The sequence below is a fragment of the Streptococcus sp. VTCC 12886 genome (assembly GCF_049893425.1).
Taxonomy (GTDB): domain Bacteria; phylum Bacillota; class Bacilli; order Lactobacillales; family Streptococcaceae; genus Streptococcus; species Streptococcus suis_AA.
The window spans coordinates 1-19,303 of the sequence record NZ_JBMVJB010000006.1; the positions used below are offsets into that span (position 1 = coordinate 1).

17 protein-coding genes and 1 riboswitch are annotated in these 19,303 nt (G+C 38.6%); of the genes, 4 read left to right on the top strand and 13 right to left on the bottom strand.

Annotated elements, in window-relative coordinates; genetic code table 11:
- Positions 1-356 precede the first annotated feature (356 nt).
- From ACPC57_RS02815 to ACPC57_RS02825, 3 genes are all read right to left on the bottom strand, one after another.
- Complete coding sequence (locus ACPC57_RS02815) at positions 357-3,041, bottom strand: cation-translocating P-type ATPase (RefSeq protein WP_434066265.1); 2,685 nt, start codon at positions 3,039-3,041, stop codon at positions 357-359.
- A 227-nt stretch (positions 3,042-3,268) separates the two neighbouring features.
- Entirely contained in the window at positions 3,269-3,655 is a 387-nt protein-coding gene (locus tag ACPC57_RS02820; protein WP_318150829.1) for a DUF1934 domain-containing protein, read from the bottom strand.
- A gap of 9 nt (positions 3,656-3,664) precedes the next feature.
- On the bottom strand, positions 3,665-4,555 hold the full coding sequence (locus tag ACPC57_RS02825; RefSeq protein WP_217374799.1) for a sulfite exporter TauE/SafE family protein: 891 nt from the start codon (positions 4,553-4,555) through the stop codon (positions 3,665-3,667).
- A 100-nt stretch (positions 4,556-4,655) separates the two neighbouring features.
- On the opposite strand from ACPC57_RS02825, the gene ACPC57_RS02830 reads away from it, so the two are divergent.
- Positions 4,656-5,966: an HD domain-containing protein gene (locus tag ACPC57_RS02830; RefSeq protein ID WP_277843256.1), complete on the top strand. Its 1,311-nt coding sequence runs from the start codon at positions 4,656-4,658 to the stop codon at positions 5,964-5,966.
- Positions 5,963-6,772 (top strand): sugar-phosphatase, encoded by an 810-nt coding sequence (gene yidA, locus ACPC57_RS02835; protein ID WP_434064971.1) that lies wholly within the window; start codon positions 5,963-5,965, stop codon positions 6,770-6,772. Before ACPC57_RS02830 ends, yidA begins: the two co-directional genes overlap by 4 nt.
- Before the next feature lie 81 nt (positions 6,773-6,853).
- Here yidA and tpiA read toward each other — a convergent pair whose 3' ends face one another.
- The 10 genes from tpiA to ACPC57_RS02885 form a co-directional block, all read right to left on the bottom strand.
- On the bottom strand, positions 6,854-7,606 hold the full coding sequence (gene tpiA / locus ACPC57_RS02840; protein WP_418127136.1) for a triose-phosphate isomerase: 753 nt from the start codon (positions 7,604-7,606) through the stop codon (positions 6,854-6,856).
- Positions 7,607-7,781: 175 nt separating this feature from the next.
- Positions 7,782-8,978, bottom strand: coding sequence for an elongation factor Tu (gene tuf / locus ACPC57_RS02845; protein ID WP_434066266.1), 1,197 nt, complete (start codon positions 8,976-8,978; stop codon positions 7,782-7,784).
- Between the two features lie 122 nt (positions 8,979-9,100).
- Positions 9,101-10,849: a glycoside hydrolase family 13 protein gene (locus ACPC57_RS02850; RefSeq protein WP_434066292.1), complete on the bottom strand. Its 1,749-nt coding sequence runs from the start codon at positions 10,847-10,849 to the stop codon at positions 9,101-9,103.
- 148 nt (positions 10,850-10,997) lie between these two features.
- Positions 10,998-12,053, bottom strand: a complete 1,056-nt coding sequence (locus tag ACPC57_RS02855; protein WP_434066267.1) for an anti sigma factor C-terminal domain-containing protein — start codon at positions 12,051-12,053, stop codon at positions 10,998-11,000.
- Complete coding sequence (locus ACPC57_RS02860) at positions 12,034-12,216, bottom strand: sigma factor-like helix-turn-helix DNA-binding protein (RefSeq protein WP_434066268.1); 183 nt, start codon at positions 12,214-12,216, stop codon at positions 12,034-12,036. Before ACPC57_RS02860 ends, ACPC57_RS02855 begins: the two co-directional genes overlap by 20 nt.
- Complete coding sequence (locus tag ACPC57_RS02865; RefSeq protein WP_434066269.1) at positions 12,217-12,537, bottom strand: RNA polymerase sigma factor; 321 nt, start codon at positions 12,535-12,537, stop codon at positions 12,217-12,219.
- A gap of 121 nt (positions 12,538-12,658) precedes the next feature.
- On the bottom strand, positions 12,659-15,355 hold the full coding sequence (ppc, locus tag ACPC57_RS02870; protein ID WP_434066270.1) for a phosphoenolpyruvate carboxylase: 2,697 nt from the start codon (positions 15,353-15,355) through the stop codon (positions 12,659-12,661).
- A 25-nt stretch (positions 15,356-15,380) separates the two neighbouring features.
- Positions 15,381-16,595, bottom strand: a complete 1,215-nt coding sequence (ftsW, locus tag ACPC57_RS02875) for a cell division peptidoglycan polymerase FtsW (protein WP_434066271.1) — start codon at positions 16,593-16,595, stop codon at positions 15,381-15,383.
- Between the two features lie 143 nt (positions 16,596-16,738).
- On the bottom strand, positions 16,739-17,104 hold the full coding sequence (locus ACPC57_RS02880; protein ID WP_434064963.1) for a DUF4430 domain-containing protein: 366 nt from the start codon (positions 17,102-17,104) through the stop codon (positions 16,739-16,741).
- The gene (locus tag ACPC57_RS02885; protein ID WP_434066272.1) at positions 17,101-17,592 is read right to left on the bottom strand and encodes a hypothetical protein; all 492 of its coding nucleotides are present in this window, start codon (positions 17,590-17,592) and stop codon (positions 17,101-17,103) included. The genes ACPC57_RS02880 and ACPC57_RS02885 overlap by 4 nt, the downstream gene beginning before the upstream one ends.
- Positions 17,593-17,730: 138 nt before the next feature.
- On the opposite strand from ACPC57_RS02885, the gene ACPC57_RS02890 reads away from it, so the two are divergent.
- On the top strand, positions 17,731-18,576 hold the full coding sequence (locus ACPC57_RS02890; RefSeq protein WP_277836783.1) for a glycoside hydrolase family 25 protein: 846 nt from the start codon (positions 17,731-17,733) through the stop codon (positions 18,574-18,576).
- A 23-nt stretch (positions 18,577-18,599) separates the two neighbouring features.
- A riboswitch (TPP riboswitch) is annotated at positions 18,600-18,696 on the top strand.
- A gap of 58 nt (positions 18,697-18,754) precedes the next feature.
- Entirely contained in the window at positions 18,755-19,303 is a 549-nt protein-coding gene (thiT, locus tag ACPC57_RS02895; protein WP_434066273.1) for an energy-coupled thiamine transporter ThiT, read from the top strand.

The following is a 19,303-nucleotide window of genomic DNA, read 5'->3' on the forward strand; positions in this document are numbered from 1 at the left end:
ATCCTCCAGTTTGTTTTTTATAACAGTATACTGGAGGAAGGAGTGATTGGATAGATACCTTGTTATTGGGCAGTTACTTTGAGTCTGGCAATCCTTTCAATTGTCTTTCTATTTGACTTACCAACTCTTGTCAAAACCATCCTCCTCGTACTAGCACTTGCCATTACTTTGTTAGGACATCTAATCTTTCCAAAATACATTATCCGTAGAGAAAAAAGCTCAGACCACTAAATCTGAGCTTTTTCAAATGATATAGTCTTCAGTTTGCTTTTAGTAAAAGGCAACGAGTCACAGGCTGTACTGAAGTACGGCAAGGCGAGTTAACGAATTAATAAAAGATAAGCTGAATAACTATATTAGATAGCTTTTTCATCCAATCCCATCTTACGTTGAACAAATTTAACAAGCTCTACAATAACAATCATAAGGCCTGAACCAATGATTGCTACTAACCATTGTGTCATACTTAGATGTGTCACATGGAAGAATGTATTAAATCCTGGAATGACAATCGTTGCCATCAGTAGCAAGAAGGCTGCCGCAATAGACCAGTTAAAGAGTCTGTTTTTAAATGGTCCAACTGTGAAGATTGATTGATACACTGATTTCACGTTAAATGCATGCACTAATTGAATCAAACCAAGAGTCAAGTAAGACATAGTCAACGCATCTGCATGGATTTCTTCATATGTGCTATGTTCAGGGAAAATTAGCGCAAAACCATATACACCTAAAACTAACGCAGCTTGAAGAATACCTTGGTAAATAATAGAACTCATAACACCGCCTGAGAAGAAACTTGAGTTACGTCCACGAGGCTTGTGTTGCATCACACCAGGTTCAGCTGGTTCAACACCAAGGGCAATAGCTGGAAGAGTATCCGTTACCAAGTTAATCCATAAAAGATGAACTGGATCAAGTACATCCCAACCAAAGAGAGTTGCAAGGAAAATACACAATACTTCTGCAGTATTTGCTGACAAAAGGTACTGAATTGTCTTTTGAATATTTGAGAAGACCTTACGTCCTTCTTCAACCGCTACGATGATAGTAGCAAAGTTGTCATCTGCAAGAACCATATCAGATGCACCTTTAGAAACTTCTGTACCCGTAATACCCATCCCAATACCGATATCAGCAGTCTTAAGAGATGGCGCATCATTCACACCATCACCAGTCATAGCGACGACCTTGCCTTCGTTTTGCCATGCTTTTACAATACGAACCTTATGTTCTGGGGAAACACGAGCATAAACTGAATATTGTTTGAAAACTTTTTGGAATTCTTCATCTGTCAACTCATTGAGCTCAGCACCTGTGAATACACAGTCTTCAGTATCATTTGGATCAATGATACCAAGACGTTTCGCAATTGCTTCAGCAGTATCTTGGTGGTCACCAGTAATCATGATTGGACGGATGCCAGCTTCCTTAGCAACACGGACTGCTTCAGCCGCTTCAGGACGCTCAGGGTCAATCATACCAACCAAGCCTGAGAAGACAAGATCATTTTCAACAATGTCTGATTCCATAGTAGGCAAAGCATCTACATACTTGTAAGCCATCATCAAGACACGAAGTGCTTGTTTGGCCAAGTCCTTGTTAATAGCAAGAATAGCCTTTTTATCTGCATCTGTGATTGGACGGATTGTTCCATTTTCTTCGATTTGCGTTACACGTTTCAACAACTGGTCTGGAGCACCTTTGACAGCTACAAAGAAATTACCTGCAGCTTGTTGGTGAACTGTTGACATCAACTTACGTGTTGAGTCAAATGGTAATTCTGCCACACGAGGCTCAGAAACCAATACTTCACGAACGTCAAAGTTTTGATCCAAACCAAATTGAACAAGTGCCGTTTCAGTTGGATCACCAATCAATTTGCCTGTTGGGTCAACTTTTGTATCGTTGGCAAGGTTCATAACACGAAGCGTTGTATTGCTTGCATCCAAAGCTTCTTTAGCATCAATCAATTGACCGTTTGTATAGATTTTCTCAACAGTCATTTGGTTCATAGTCAATGTACCAGTCTTATCTGATGCAATGATTTCAGTTGAACCAAGAGTCTCAACGGCTGGCAATTTACGAATGATAGCGTTTCGTTTAGCCAATACTTGAGTACCAAGTGAAAGGATAACTGTTACAATGGCAGGCAAACCTTCAGGAATGGCTGCAACCGCAAGGGCAACAGATGTCATAAGGGCTGGCAAGATTCCTTCACCACGTACAAAAACTGAAACAGCCATAGTAATGGCAGCAATTGCAAGAATGGCATAGGTCAATACCTTGGACAATTGGTTCAGATTTTGTTTCAACGGTGTGTCTATTTCATCAGCATTAGCCAGCATTCCGGCGATGTGACCAACTTCAGTGTACATACCAGTATTCGTTACAACACCCAAACCACGACCATAGGTAACATTTGAGTTTTGGTAGGCCATATTAACACGGTCACCGATCGGTGCATCTTCTGCTAAAACTACTGATGAATCTTTATCAACCGGTACAGATTCACCTGTAAGAGCTGCCTCTTCAATTTTGAGGGAGTTAACTTCCAACAAACGCATATCAGCTGGGACAACATCGCCTGCTTCAAGCAAAACGATGTCCCCTGGTACTAAGTCTTTAGAATCCACTTCGACTACATGGTTGTCACGAAGCACACGCGCCACTGGACTTGACATGTCTTTCAGCGCTTCAATGGCCGCCTCTACTTGACCTTCTTGATAAACACCAAAAGCAGCGTTCAAAACAACTACGGCCAAGATGATGATGGCATCCGTCAAACCGCGAGAACCTTCTGTAATCACCGTCAAGATAGATGCAGCAATCAAAATAATAATCATCAAGTCTTTGAACTGATCTAAGAATTTAGCTAGAAGGGTACGCTTTTCACCCTCTTCCAATTCGTTACGACCATATTCTGCTAGACGTTTGCTTGCCTCATCACTAGACAAACCGTCTAAAGAAGACCCCATGCTTGACAATACTTGCTCTTCGCTCTGTGTATAAAACAAATCGCGTTTTTGTTCTTTTGACAATTTCCTTCTCCTTCTCGGTCCCTTTTTTACTTACAAATAAAAAAGAGACCTGTCTTATTAAAACAAGTCTCGCTATTTAATATATTGCCGGAAACAAGTCGGATTGACGACAATATCACGGATGAATCCGCTAGCTACTCCCTCGGTTTGATTTCTATTATACCAAAAATCCTCAGGAATTCAAGAAATATTTTCTTGAAAAAAATCATATGACAATTTTTCCCGACTTATTTCCATGAAATCGCCATATCATAGGAAGCAAACCGCTGTTGATTTTCCAATCCCATTAAATCATATTGCAGACGCAAGTGTTGTTCCGAGCGATTCAGCTGATAATTTTTAGTATTGGTTACAAAATGCTGAATCCCCATCGGTGTGGGAATGGTCACAATAACCTCTTTGTTAGAAATAAATCGCATGATAGACTTGGGAGTTGAAAAACGTGTCATGACAAGTTCTTCGTCATCACATTTGATAACAACTTTTTCTGCCTCGTCATTTACGAAAATTAGATAAAGATGCCCATCTTTTTCCTTAACTTCTACTTGAAATCGCTGATCAATGATTTCAACCTTTCCATCTAAATCGATTTCATTTTGTAATCGAATATGCATGTGTTCCTCCTACTCTTTATTTATTCTTGGAACAAAGGACGAGCGCAATAATGTAAATCCTGTATAGGAAGCAATGAAAACTACCAAAATTTTCAAATGGTTTATATCTAAATTTGACAGGAAAAAGGCTGCTGTCAGAACACCTAATACCCCTCCGACGATAATCCCAGGTACACCAGGCCAGTTGACTCGACCAGATTGGATAAACTGCTTGGCACCAGCTGTCATAATCATAGCAGCATTAAGCATCATAACAGGAAGAGCAACAGCGGGACTGATTCCCATCAATGAGAAGAAGATTAATTCCGGTGCATAGTTCCCAAGTCCCATACTCATCAACATCCCTACCATGAAGTCAAAGACCATCCCAAGTGCTAATTTCAACCCTGTTAAGCCCCTCACTTCATTTGTCAGATCCGCACCAGGATTGGTTAACATACGATAAACCATGAAACCTGCTGCAAGCACAAGTAAAATCCCCAAAATCCGTTGTACCTTCTGAGTATTCCAGGTCTGAGTAACCTTTGCCCCAACAAACGCTCCAGTAAAAGCTGCCGCTGCCATTGCAATAAGTGTCACAATGTCAACCTCGACAATTGTTATAAAAAGCAAGGCTTCTACTAAGACTGGGATAATGTGAGCTGTTGTCATCGTGGCTGGAATTCTTCGGTCATCCTCCACCAACTTTGTTAGCTTAAACATGGTTGTAGTCGTCGCAAATGTACCAATCCCCAAGGTGTCTAGCAGATCTGTGACATACCCAATGCCAAATCCTGTCCAAAATTTTTCAGTTAGAGAAATCTTATGTTTTTTTGCATAAGATAAAATGGTATAGAGCATCCAAATAATCAAACCGATAATGAGTATTTGGATGGCCCATAATATTAATTGATATTTCATTCCTCCATTATACTGAAAAAAGAAGACTTGGTACATAACAATATCCTTGTGTTTTAGAAAAAATAAGGAAAATATTAGCTTTTTCTGCTATAATGAAAGTATGATTGAAAAAGTATTTCGTGACCCCGTTCACAACTATGTTCACGTCGAGCAAGAACTTATTTACCATCTGATTAATACAAAAGAATTTCAACGACTACGACGCATCAAGCAGTTAGGAACAACTTCCTATACCTTCCATGGTGGTGAGCATAGTCGCTTTTCACATTGTCTCGGTGCCTATGAAATTGCCAGAAGAATCACTCAAAAATTTGAAGATAAATACCCAGATACTTGGGATTCAAATGAATCACTTTTGACCATGGTCGCGGCTCTATTACATGACGTCGGTCATGGTGCTTATTCTCATACCTTTGAGCGCCTATTTGATACCGACCATGAGGAAATGACGTGCACTATCATAACTAGCCCTGAAACTGAAATCAATGCATTACTGAAGCAAGTAACCCCTGATTTTCCAGAAAGAGTAGCCAGTGTGATTAACCATACTTACCCAAATAAACAGGTCGTTCAATTGATTTCTAGTCAAATTGACGTTGACCGCATGGATTATCTGCTACGAGATTCATATTTTACAGGTGCCAGCTACGGTGAATTTGACCTGACTAGAATATTTCGTGTCATTCGTCCTACAGAAAACGGCATTGCCTTTAAAGAATCTGGTATGCATGCGGTTGAGGATTACGTGCTCAGTCGTTACCAAATGTATATGCAAGTCTATTTCCATCCAGCAAGTCGCTCAATGGAGGTTTTGTTACAAAACTTACTCAATCGGGCAAAACTTCTGTATACTAGCGAGCAAGACTTCTTTGCGCGCACTTCCCCTCGCCTCTTGCCATTCTTTGAACATCGTATTCGTCTAACAGACTATCTCGCACTTGATGATGGCGTGATGAACACCTATTTTCAGTCTTGGATAGATGGCCCTGACCGTGTTTTATCTGATTTAGCAGAACGATATATCAATCGAAAGGTATTTAAATCTATTACATTTAAGAGCAATCAAGAAAATCAGTTGGATATTCTACGAAGTATTGTCGCTAAAGTAGGTTTTGATCCAGAATACTATACCGCAATCCACCACAATTTTGATTTACCTTATGATATATACAGACCAAATGCCGAAAAGAAACGAACACAAATTGAAATCTATCGTAAAGACGAAAGTTTGGTAGAGCTTTCTACTCTATCACCAATTGTCCACTCCCTATCTGGGACTATCCATGGCGACAGCCGATTTTATTTCCCAAAAGAAATGTTAGTGGATACAGGTATATTTGCCGAACAAAATGCTACTTTCCTTAGCTATATACATAATGATCATTTTAACATAGGAGACCTTTCTTCATGAGTATTAAACTTGTTGCTATCGATATTGATGGTACTCTTTTAAATAGCCAACGCCAAATTACGGCCGAAGTGCATGCAGCCATTCAAGAGGCCAAAAAAGCGGGTGTAAAAATTGTTATTGCTACAGGCCGCCCTATTTCTGGAGTCCGTGCCATCTTGGAAGAGCTCAACTTAACAGACACTGGTGACTATGTCATCACCTTTAACGGGGGACTGGTACAGGATGCCGCAACTGGTGAAGATATTGTAAAAGATACATTAAGCTATGATGACTATTCAGATATTGAATTGGTTGCTCGTAAATTTAACCTGCCCATGCATGCAAGTACAAAAGAAGGAATCTACACGGCCAACCGCAATATCGGAAAATACACTATCTACGAATCAACACTTGTAAGTGCTCCTATTTTCTACCGCACTCCTGAAGAAATGGTTGGTAAAGAGATTATCAAGACAATGATGGTAGACGAACCTGAAATCCTTGACGCTGCTATCCCACTACTTCCAACTAGTTTGACGGAGAAGTACAACGTGGCAAAATCAGCACCATTTTATTTGGAAATCACCCCTAAAACTGTTAACAAGGGACAAGCTATCATTCATCTAGCGGAAAAACTTGGTTTAACTATGGATCAAACGATGGCTATTGGTGATCAAGAAAATGATCGTCCAATGTTGGAGGTTGTTGGAAATCCAGTAGTCATGGAAAATGGTAATCCTGAATTGAAGAAAATCGCCAAGTATATCACTAAGTCAAACGATGAAGACGGTGTCGCATATGCATTAAGAGAATGGGTTCTAAAATAGTCTTGACTCTCATCTCTTTATCTCATAAATTAGAATTTGAAAAGGACTTAGATTTTGAAATCTAAAGTCCTTTTTCATATATTAGAAGTTCAACAAAGCCAAGAAGCTTTCTGCTTCGAGTGATGCACCACCTACAAGGGCACCGTCAACGTCTGGACAAGCCATATACTCAGCAATATTTTCAGGTTTTACTGAACCGCCGTATTGAACACGTACTTTGTCAGCAACTTCTTGACCAAAGTCAGCTGCAACAACATCGCGAACTGCTTTACACATTGTTTGCGCATCATCTTGAGTAGCTGATTTACCAGTACCGATTGCCCAGATTGGTTCGTAAGCAATTACCAATGAAGCGACTTGCTCAGCTGATAAACCTTTCAAAGCTGCAGAAACTTGAGCTCCTACGAATTCAACTGCTTTACCAGCTTCGTAAGTTTCAAGAGATTCACCACAACAGATGATTGGAGTCATTCCATTACGGAAAATTGCATGGGCTTTCTTGTTAATATCTTCGTCTGTTTCATGGAAGTAATCACGACGTTCAGAGTGACCGATAACAACATAGTCAACGCCCATTTCAGCTAATACTTTTGGAGAAGTTTCACCAGTGAAGGCGCCTGCATCTTCAAAGTAGCAGTTTTGAGCAGCAACTTTCAATTCAGAATCTTTAGCAAACCACAAGAGAGCGCTCAAATCTACAGCTGGAGCTGCGATAGCTGCTTCAATTTTATCGCCTGCAGGCAATTTTCCTGCAATCGCCTCAACGAAAGCTTGTGCTTCTTGAGGGTTTTTATTCATTTTCCAGTTACCGGCAATGATTGGTTTACGTGACATTTCACATACCTCTTCTTTTTTATTTTACAAGGTTCATTATAGCATAATCTCAGCGAAGATTAAAGAATTTCTGTGTATTTTATGAATACTTACAGAAAAACTCTCTACCACCTGGTAGAGAGTTACAATTTTTGTTGTCTGACAAATAATTGTTAAATCTGGGAACTCAATCGAATTAAGCTTCGATTTCTGTAACCATACCTGAACCAACAGTACGTCCACCTTCACGGATAGAGAAAGTAGTACCTTGTTCAACGGCGATTGGGTGGATCAATTCAACGTCGATAGTAACGTTATCACCAGGCATTACCATTTCAATACCTTCTGGCAATTTGATTGAACCAGTTACGTCAGTTGTACGGAAGTAGAACTGTGGACGGTAGTTGTCGAAGAATGGAGTGTGACGTCCACCTTCTTCTTTAGTAAGGATGTAAACTTCACCTTTAAATTTAGTGTGTGGGTTGATTGAACCTGGTTTAGAGATAACTTGACCACGTTCGATTTCATCACGTTGTACACCACGAAGAAGCACACCAACGTTATCGCCGGCAAGACCTTCGTCAAGTTGTTTACGGAACATTTCAACACCAGTAACAATTGCTTTAGTTTTTTCTTCTTTAAGACCAACGATTTCAATTTCGTCGTTAACACGAACTGTACCACGGTCGATACGTCCTGATGCTACAGTACCACGACCAGTGATTGAGAATACGTCTTCGACTGGAAGCAACAATGGTTTGTCAATGTCGCGTTCTGGTTCTGGAATGTACTCATCAACAGTGTTCATCAATTCCATAACGATGTCTTCGTACTTAGTGTCACCTTCAAGGGCTTTAAGAGCTGAACCTTTGATAACTGGAAGATCATCACCTGGGAAATCGTATTCTGAAAGAAGGTCACGGATTTCCATTTCAACCAATTCAAGCAATTCTTCATCGTCAACCAAGTCAATTTTGTTCATGAAGACGATAAGGTGTTTAACACCAACCTGACGTGAAAGAAGGATGTGCTCACGAGTTTGTGGCATTGGACCGTCAGTTGAAGCTACTACAAGGATCGCACCGTCCATTTGGGCAGCACCAGTGATCATGTTTTTAACGTAGTCCGCGTGTCCTGGAGCGTCGATGTGAGCATAGTGACGTTTTTCAGTTTCGTACTCAACGTGTGCAGTGTTGATAGTGATACCGCGTTCACGTTCTTCTGGAGCAGCATCGATAGACGCATAGTCTTTAGGTTGGTTAACTGATGAAGGCAAGCGACGTGCCAATACAGTTGTGATAGCTGCAGTCAAAGTAGTTTTACCGTGGTCAACGTGTCCAATTGTACCAATGTTAACGTGGGGTTTACTACGATCGTATTTTTCTTTTGCCATTTTGGTAAAAGCCTCCAATAAAATATATTTTATAGATAGACAGTAGGCAATACGGTCTAACTTTACCTTACTATTCTATCAAATTGTAGCAGAATTGCAAGCATTTTCTATCGTTTTTTAATTTATACCCCTTCTACAAGGGCTACTCCCCCCGCTTGTAACACTTTTTTTAGTCCAGTTCCCTCTATACCATTGGCTAAAATGACTTGCTGATCTCCTGACAGGGGCACTGACATTTCCCCTTGGTTGAAATAGATCGTAAGTGACTGATTGCCATCCTTATAAGTCATGAGAAGTAACTGATCTTCCGTAGACTGAAGTGAGAATGTTCCCGTCAAAATAAGATGTTGATAAGACTTCCTTAGGTGAATCATTTCTTTCACAAATGCTTGTAACTCTTTGTCCTGCTGTTCTTCTTTCCAAGGCATAACCCTACGACAATCTGGATCTTCCCCACCAATCATCCCAACTTCTGTTCCATAATAGATGCACGGACTTCCTACTTGGAAGAACAGAGCAATCAAGGCTGATTTTACTGCATCCGTATTTCCATTTGCTGTCGTCAAAATGCGTTCTGTATCATGTGAATCTAAAAGATTAAATAACACTTCTCTTGACTGTTGACGATAGGTGAACCGCTGACTATTCAAGGAAGCGAGGAATTCATCACATGTTTGTTCTCCCTTTAGGAAGAATGTTTTTATTGCGTTGGCAAGCGGATAATTCATTACTGAATGGTGCTCGTCTCCAATCAGCCATGATTGAGCGCTATGCCAAATTTCTCCTAGAATATAAAAATCGGGTTTGACAGATAGAACTGTCTTACGGAATTCTTTCCAAAATTGATGATCAATCTCATTAGCTACATCCAAGCGCCAGGCATCGATGTCACATTCCTCAATCCAATACCGTGCAACACCCAAAAGATAATTCCTCACTTCGGAGTTTGATGTATTGAGTTTGGGCATTTCTCCATGAAAGGCAAAGGTCTCATAATGCAGATTTTCTTTACCATCATGAACTTCAACCAATGGAAACCGATCAATGTGAAACCAATCTCGATAAACTGATTGCTCTCCATTTTTAAGGACATCCTGCCACTGCTTAGATTGATAACCAATATGATTAAACACAGCATCTAACATGACCTTAATGCCACGGTTATGAGCTTCCTTAATCAGCTCCTTCAAGTCGTCTGTAGTACCAAATTGAGGATCAATTTGATAGTAGTCACTCGTATCGTACTTATGATTGCTCGGCGCTATAAAAATAGGACAAAGATACAAACCTGTGATGCCCAAGTCTTGTAGATAGTCTAAATGCTCAGTAATTCCTGCTAAATCACCACCAAAAAAATCACTTGTAGTTGGAGCCAAGTCTGGATTCCAATCTCTATACTCCTGTTTATTAGTATTTTTCTTTCCTCTAGCGAACCGTTCAGGAAAAATCTGATACCAAATTGTTTCCGAAACCCAACTTGGTACTTGACATCGATCAGCTTCATGCAAGTAAGGCAACTTGAAACCGTTCATAAATTGACTAATGTTATTACTTGTAGCATCCAGTGGACCAACATCTCCAAATAGAATCTGTTTCCCATCATACCCCGTCAATTCAAACAAGTACTGCAATCTGGCAAAATCAGCTCCGACTTCCACTTGCCAATAATCAAATAGCTGATCACTAGCTACAATTTCCATTTCTGTTTGGTATTGATAGCCTTGTTGGTAAAAAATAAAGGGGTCTCCATGGTGTACACGTATTAACTGTACATTATTCCTTTTGGTTCTGAAACGAAGATGAACCACATTTTTCTTATATAAATATGCATACTCTGAATCAGGACGATGAAAAAGAGCTGTCAATTCTATCATAATTGCTACCTCCTAGCCTACCTATTTTAACATTCTTCCAATATTCATGCAAACGTTTTCTTTGTCTGGTGGTAACTATCGCATCAAAAAATATTCCCACGAAATGAAAAAAGGCATCCGTATAATTTCCTTACGGACGCCGATTCTATGTCTTTTTTGGAAGGTATGCAATTTCATACTTGAAGAAAGCTTTCCTTACTTTCGATACATTCAAATTCCTATCAACTAATACCCAATAGTCAAGTTGATAATAGGGTTGCATGGGTATAGAGGCCCCAATACTCGAAGCATATACCCACTGTTTCCCTTCAAATTGTCCGAAATCTTCTGCTTTACCTGTAAGGATAATTCCAGCAAATTCAAGTTTATTGATATCTTCTTGCTTAGTAAAATCAGTTTCTCCGAATTTGTCTACATAGCTCTCTAAGATTCCTCTTGCTGAAGGAGACAGGCTATAGTTATTATATTCCAGCAAGATTTTCATAGCATTAATTGGACTTTTATATGGAAATTGCATATCTGAATATTCCTCTTGCGTTACTGCAACTACATCATCATAATCCATTCCAAATATGCTGACTAAAGGCAGGTCTTCTACTCTTGTTTGACTGCTATTTGTTCCTATCCAATACCAATTTTTTTTGAGATTGCTAGGAATCATATCTTTTATTTCCCTAAATGTGTATTTCCTATCAAATGTAATAGCTATCTCGACCAATTGGCCCTGCATGTCTTTAACAAATGATAATTCATTTCCTGCACGATTGTCAAGGTATTCGGTATTATAGAAAACTGGAATTTTGGAATTACTATCTTGATGATACTGATAGTCACCAGAAGTTAGCGGAAAGTATTGTCCAAAATTTGAAAAGATTCCATAAATACTATACTCTACCACCAAATGCCCAAATGCAATTGGGACACCTGCAAGATTTTTCAATAATGAATAATCGATGTAGCCTGAGACAATACCTGTCTGGTTCACGAAGGTCATGTTTGGTTCTACATTGGGATAAGCCACTTGAAAAGTTGCATCAAATAATTCCTCTGCTTGCTTACTACGATAATCAGAAAAAATTCGTAATGCAAAAATCCCACTTACCAATAAAGTAAATACTAAGCAACTAGCGAGGAGAACTGTTTTCCAAAGTTGTTTTCGTTTATTTTTCTTCGTTGCTATTTCAAAAGATTTCATCTTCATACCCTCTCTCTTTTAATAATTTCGCCACTTGTTTTCTAGCTCTAAACAGATGAATTTTTACCCAACTCTGACTGTAACCTAAAATATGCCCTATCTCCTTGACACTCATATTTTGAAAATAGTAAAGCTCAATCCACAACCTTGTCTTGACTAGGCAACTCATTCACTGCTTGTTAGAGCTCCTCATAGTTTTTTGATCATATAGAACAAGCATATCTTGTCTGAAAAAATCTCTCTGAAGAATTTCATGATAGTGTTTGTCACGTCTGTACTTGTCAATATATGTACGGACTGCTGAACGATACAGCCAAGCTCGCATCTTTTCAAAAGGAAGGACAATATCTGATTCTAGAATTTTTACAAGAACATCTTGGGCAATATCCTGGCTATCCGCGCGTGTTGCCCCTGATTTTCGCAGATAAAAGGAAATCTCCTCTGCAATGGCAAGAACTTCTTTTTCATATTCATCTAGTTTGATGATCATCTCCTCCTTTCACTTATATAACGAATATCATCCGAAATGGTTACACACTTCCAAATTTTATTATACATTTTTAGAGCAGTAAAAAACAACCTCCGAAGAAGTTGTTTTCAATCAGTTAACATTAACCTGAATTACGAAGTCCTGTTGCGACACCGTTAATCGTAATATGGATGAGACTCTCTTGCTCCTTACTAAGCTCTCCACGACGGAGACGGTGAATCAATTCAATCTGAATATAATTCAACACATTGAAGTATGGCATACGATAGTCAAGACTGGCTTTAAGGAAAGGCAACTCTGCCAATAGTTCCTCATTTTGTTCAATAGATAGAATCATATTCTTGGTCAATTGCCATTCATCTAAAATGGTGTGGAAAATACTTCGCACTTCATCGCTTTCACACATTTTGGCATATTCAAAAGCAATATTCATATTAGATTTTGACAGTACCATATCAACATTCGATAAGAGCGAACGGAAGAAAGGCCATGATTCATACATTTTTTGTAATTTTGCCAAATTATTTGGGTCTTTATCCACAAAGCGTTTGAAACTAGAACCAACTCCATACCATCCTGGCAACATTACACGGTTTTGAGACCATGAGAATACCCAAGGAATCGCACGGAGACCACCTATTTCAGTAATTGTCTTACGCGCCGCTGGACGAGAACCAATATTTAAACTAGAGACTTCTCGAATCGGACTGGCCGCAAAGAAATAATCATAAAAATGCGGATTATTGAAAACAAGGTCACGATAGATTGTGTAACTTTCAGAAACAATTTCATCCATTGTTTCACGATAGTTACCAATCTCATTAGGATCAGTAATCATTTGTGTTACCATACGATCCAAGGTTGCTGATACCAACATTTCAAGGTTATAGTAAGCTGCATCCTTATTTCCGTATTTATTACCAATGACTTCCCCTTGTTCAGTCAAACGAATCCGGTCTTTAATGGAACCGAATGGTTGAGAAGTAATCGCATCATATGATGGACCACCACCACGTCCAACTGTACCACCACGTCCATGGAAAAACGTAATCTTGATTCCATTTTCTTGACCAATTTTTGTCAGTTCATTTTGAGCCTTGTATAATGTCCAACCAGAAGAAAGGTAACCACCATCCTTATTTGAATCAGAATAACCCAACATAATTTCTTGATAGTGTTTATTGCCTGCAATCCAGCGTTTTGCCAAGTCCAATTGCAAGTACTGGCGCATGGTATCTGACGCATTATCTAAGTCTTCAATTGTTTCAAAAAGTGGAACAATCTGAACACGCGCCTTATCTGAATCAACCAATCCAACTTCTTTCAATAATACAGCTAATTCCAATAAATCAGATACACTTTCTGAGTGTGAAATAATATGTTGTTTGATAACTTCCTCACCCAGCTTATCCTTTAACTCCCTAGCTGCAGAGAAAATAGCTAATTCCTTCTCTAATTGCTCGGATTTTGGAACATAGGTTGCCGAAAGAATACGTGGATCTGTTTCTAGTTGTTTTAATAGGACATGACATTTTGCCTCTTCAGATAGACTAGAATAATCTTCAACGATGCGTGCAGATGCAAGTAATTCAGCAACACAAGCTTCAAGGATAGAAGAATCTTGGCGCATATCAATTGTAGCTAAATAGAAACCAAACGCCTCTATCGCCTCCAATAACTCAGCCAAGTCACCTTTGATTAATGCTGCAGACTTGTTCTCAATTAATGATTGTTTAATCGCTAGAACATCTGCTTTAAACTCACCAACATTTGCGTAGCGCACATCTGAAGCCTTATTGTAAACAAAGTAATCTTTTGTATTTGCCAGTTTCATCTGAATGTAGTGGAAGGCCCGACGATAAGGTTCGTTTTCACGATAGACCGAAGCATCCTCAGACAAATCAGCAAGATATTGCACAGCAGGACTAACCTTAGTGATGGTTGTAGAAAGTGAAAAATCACGATACAACTTTTCCAATTGCTGGTCATAGTAATTCATGATCACTTCGCACTGTGTTAAGGCTGATAGTCTCAAGGTTTCAGCCGTAACAAATGGATTTCCATCACGGTCACCACCAATCCACATTCCCATTGTAATGGGGCGAGGATTCATCAACTGAATTCCTTTTTCAGCGGCCAGACGTTTATATTCTCGTTGTAGTTTTGTAACTGCTTTGATGAATGAGGAATTGTAATACTCCATTACATTGGTAATTTCATTGGTTACCTTTAGTTTTTTCTCACGCGTCATTTCTGTCTGCATGATAATTTCAACATAGCAACGCAATTCATCTTCCCATTTTGTACGATTCAATAATCCCATCTTAACATCGCGGTAGCGACGCAAGAGTTCATGAATGTGTTTAGTTAAATTTAACATAGATTGACGTTGAACTTGTGTCGGATGGGCAGTTAATACAGGAACAACATTTAGTTTTTCTAAAATCTCCGCAGCATCTTCATGTTGAGATACCATATCAATGGTGGCTGAAATTTTCCCTAGATAATCTTTTCCAAGATTGTTTTGGTGATTGATTTCAAAAGCTAAATCGACATCTTCGGAAATATTGATTAATAAAGGTAGAACAGCAAAATACCTTGAAATATCTGCCAACTCTTCATTTGTCAATTGTCCAATAATCTGAATCAACTTAGAGTAATCATCTTTGACAGATAATTCTTCTAGCTGGCAAATAGCTGCAAATGTATCCTCAGACATCATTTCACGAGCCACATCTTGTAAGATATTCGTCAAAATCGTCACTTCTTCACGGATAGCTTCTTTATTGTTATAATTTTCTAGCTTTTGGATAGACATCTTTTCACCTCATATTTTTCATAAATTAGACTAAGGTTCTTTCAACTTCTTCTTCAATCAAACGACGTTTTTCTGTCGCATCAATATTTAAAACAAACCCAATTCCGATGGAAATAATCAAGAGACTAGAACCACCCTGCGACAAGAATGGGAAAGTTACACCCGTAGCGGGAATCAATCCAGAAATTCCTCCTATGTTGATAAATGTCTGAATTAAAAGCATTCCTGCCATACCAAGCGCCATCATCGAATTGAATGGACTGCGAGCACGAACACCAACTACAATGATGCGGACAATCAAAAAGAATAGTATAGCCAAAATGAGACTTGCTCCTACAAAACCAAGTTCTTCTATGACAATAGAAAAGGCAAAGTCTGTATGAGCCTCAGGCAGATAGCCTTTTTTCTCAATTGAGTTTCCTAAGCCAAGCCCAAGCCAACCACCATTACTCATCGCATAGTATGAATGAGTTAATTGCAAGCCTGAACTGGTAGCATTACCAAAGGGATCGAAATAAGCTGCAAACCGTCGAGCTATATAACCAAAAAGTGGAATTTTCTCAACAGTTTCTAATCCAAGAATACGAATGGTCCCAAGTACAACTCCGGAAGCAGCAACAATTCCTATCAAAGCGGTTGAGAACCATCGATAAGCGATGCCACTTACACTAATCATAACAACAATAATCAGGGTGATAATTGTAGCATTTCCCAAATCCGGCAGAGTGGCAACCAATCCAAGAAGTAGAAGGCTAATAACTCTCCAATCTGTAAACTCTCTTGGAATCCATCTTCCCTTAATCAAAGACAGGTAATCATATGTCCGAATATCAGATTGTTTCTTAGCAAATTCATGTGCCAAATACCAAATGATAATCAACTTCAAATATTCAGCTGGTTGGAGACTACCTATACCAGGAACTGGTATCCAACCATGCGCCCCATTTATGGGAGTAAACAAACGAGAAATAGCAAGTAGAACAACTTCAATAAAGATAACGGAATAGATAACTGCTTTTTTCCGCAAAAAACTAAGTTTCATACGATAAATCGTATAAATCGCAATCAAGCTAACAACCCAAAAGGCCGCTTGGTTAATCACCGTTCTAAATGGATTTCCCCCATTAATAATCTGTGTGGCACTAGTTGTTGAGTAGACCATAACCAACCCTATTATCGATAAAATAAAGTAGGGAATGAGTATAGAATAATTCAACAAGTGCCGCTTATCAATTTTCATTTATATTCCAACCTTTTCTGGAGTATGCTTATTATTATAGCATACTTTGTATAAAAATACTTATCACTTTCTATAAGATAAACAGTAAAAATTCGGAACCAGACTATTGAATTGAATAATAAAATGGCCGAAGCCATTATGAATTATTCAAACGTTTCAAGATAGAACTCAATCTCATCTCCGTCAGACACCTTTAGGTCATTTGCGCCTTTTTCAGCTAACTTTCCATTAACCTTATACATCCAATAGGTATTGGTACTGGTATCTTGACTGATGCCGTCAATCTTGGTTATTAAACCATTGTCTTCTTCAATGTCATGGTGAGCTTTTAAAATATTCATCACGTTATCACCTTGATTTGCCGTTACTTTTTGACGATTCACCTGATCTTTATTTGTAATTTGTAATGTGATATCAATTGTAGACCCGGATGTCTGGGACGATGTATTTGCACAAGCCCCCAACAAAAAGGTCAAGAAAAGAGTGAGTAAAATACTAATTTTTTTCATTTGTAAAATCTCCTAAAAATATGATGGATGATGGGATAAAATAATACGGTAGAGATCATGTGTAGACAATCAAAAACTATTCCATTTAACCAATAGATTATCGGATGAATTCCGAATTGAATTGCAGTGAGCAAACTAATGGACATGCCATAAACAAAAACAAAGCAACCAGCTACTAGGCTCTGCAGCCATAACGGAATTCTCTCTTTTAAGATTTGAGGGCGAATCAAAATCCACCAAATCAACTGGACGAGACCAAAACTGAGAACCTGCCATAGAACAACGACACCAAAACCAAACAATAAACCACTACCAATCATTGTCAGCCCCATCAAAATCCATCCTTCAAATAAGGTAAAATGGGAAAGACTCACTAAAAAAATAGCTGTTAAAGGTTTTATGTTGGGAAATGCTCCAAATACTATTCTAAAAACAATTGCTAGCGCTGATAAAACAACCAATCGGGTTAATTTTTTTGTTGAGTACACCTCTTCCACCTATCTCATTTTGTTCTAAATATTAGCCTATCGTTTTCCTGTCTATAAGTCAAGAAAATCCTTTGAATACAATCTATCTTCAAACTAATTTTTTTGATTTTTCCAATGATTTAGGGTAAAATTGGTTTGATGAGAAAGAAATTAAAACCAATCGTTGTTATCGGTTTCTTCCTGACCTTTTTTGCCATCATTTTTATTTCTGGTGTGTATGGTAACAGAGCGACCGCCGGTAAAGAAACTACTATTACACAGTCAAATACTAATCCAACATCAATTGAGACAATTCCTAGTTCAAGCTACTATATTACCAATGCTCTTGAAATGAAACCTATTATCGACGTCTCAGCATGGCAACGTCCATCTGAGATTGATTATGATACACTTAGTCAAAATATTTCGGGAGCAATCGTTCGGATTCAAAGTGGCTCCCATACGAAGAATGAAAACACCGCTACTGATGAAAATGGTTTAGATAAAGCATTTGATACCCACATTAAAGAATTTCAGGCTAGAAATATCCCTGTTGCTGTTTACGCCTACGTTACTGGGAATAGTATTGATAGTATGAAAGAGGAAGCTCGTAGTTTTTACGAAGCAGCCAATAAATACAACCCCACCTTTTATTGGTTGGATGTTGAAGAACATACCATGGATGATATGAATGGTGGTGTCGAGGCTTTCAGACAAGAATTAGAATCTCTCGGTGCTAAAAACATTGGTATTTATGTCGGCATCTATTTTATGGAAGATCACAGTATCAATGTTGATAAATTTGATGCTGTATGGATTCCCACCTATGGCGTTGATTCTGGCTACTACAATGCTGCACCAAGTACTGATTTGGACTATGACCTCCATCAATATACCTCTCGAGGCTATGTGAATGGATTCGAGAATTATCTCGATTTAAATATTATTACTACTTTGAAAGATCCAAATGAAGTTTATCGAAAACTATTTACAACACCAGAATAAAATGATACAATTTTACTAATTACATATACACAAAGGAGTGCTTCGGCTGAGATCGCAATATGCGAAATCCTCGAACCTGATCTAGTTAACACTAGCGTAGGAATTGTGTGATTTATAGAACGATATTCTACTTCGCTATAAACACTCCTTTGCCTACTATATACAAAGGATTCTTTTTATGTCACAATCCAAATTACATGTTCTCACTGAGATAGCTATCTTTTCTGCCATTGCTCTTGTCTTTGATAAACTCCCACTTTTTACTATGCCACAGGGTGGATCGGTATCCTTAGTCATGCTTCCTATTCTACTTCTTTCTCTCCGCCACGGTTGGTTAGTAGGCATCTTATCTGGCTTAATAGTCGGGACAATACAATTATTTTATGGCGGTTACTTTTTAAATGTTTTTCAAGTTTTTCTTGATTATGTACTAGCTTACGCAGGAATTGGTATTGCAGGATTATTTGCACCAACTCTACATAGGAACACGACATTATCCAAGGCATCAATTACGATAATGTCAGCTAGTTTTTTAGGTGCTAGCTTAAGGTTTTTTGCCAATTTTTTAGCAGGAATTATCTTCTATGCTGACTACGCTCCTGCTGACACACCCGTTTGGATTTATTCCTTTACCTACAATATCAGCTATATACTTCCTTCAACAGCAATTGCTTGCATTTTACTAATTCTCCTTTATAAAGCAAGACCAAATTTCTTTCGTGGTTAA

Coding starts and splice junctions, on each gene's coding strand:
- ACPC57_RS02820 (WP_318150829.1), bottom strand. CDS start 3,655: ATGCATATTCGATTACAAAATGAAATCGATTTAGATGGAAAGGTTGAA.
- ACPC57_RS02825 (WP_217374799.1), bottom strand. CDS start 4,555: ATGAAATATCAATTAATATTATGGGCCATCCAAATACTCATTATCGGT.
- ACPC57_RS02830 (WP_277843256.1), top strand. CDS start 4,656: ATGATTGAAAAAGTATTTCGTGACCCCGTTCACAACTATGTTCACGTC.
- yidA (WP_434064971.1), top strand. CDS start 5,963: ATGAGTATTAAACTTGTTGCTATCGATATTGATGGTACTCTTTTAAAT.
- tpiA (WP_418127136.1), bottom strand. CDS start 7,606: ATGTCACGTAAACCAATCATTGCCGGTAACTGGAAAATGAATAAAAAC.
- tuf (WP_434066266.1), bottom strand. CDS start 8,978: ATGGCAAAAGAAAAATACGATCGTAGTAAACCCCACGTTAACATTGGT.
- ACPC57_RS02855 (WP_434066267.1), bottom strand. CDS start 12,053: ATGAAGATGAAATCTTTTGAAATAGCAACGAAGAAAAATAAACGAAAA.
- ACPC57_RS02860 (WP_434066268.1), bottom strand. CDS start 12,216: ATGAGTTGCCTAGTCAAGACAAGGTTGTGGATTGAGCTTTACTATTTT.
- ACPC57_RS02865 (WP_434066269.1), bottom strand. CDS start 12,537: ATGATCATCAAACTAGATGAATATGAAAAAGAAGTTCTTGCCATTGCA.
- ppc (WP_434066270.1), bottom strand. CDS start 15,355: ATGTCTATCCAAAAGCTAGAAAATTATAACAATAAAGAAGCTATCCGT.
- ftsW (WP_434066271.1), bottom strand. CDS start 16,595: ATGAAAATTGATAAGCGGCACTTGTTGAATTATTCTATACTCATTCCC.
- ACPC57_RS02880 (WP_434064963.1), bottom strand. CDS start 17,104: ATGAAAAAAATTAGTATTTTACTCACTCTTTTCTTGACCTTTTTGTTG.
- ACPC57_RS02890 (WP_277836783.1), top strand. CDS start 17,731: ATGAGAAAGAAATTAAAACCAATCGTTGTTATCGGTTTCTTCCTGACC.
- thiT (WP_434066273.1), top strand. CDS start 18,755: ATGTCACAATCCAAATTACATGTTCTCACTGAGATAGCTATCTTTTCT.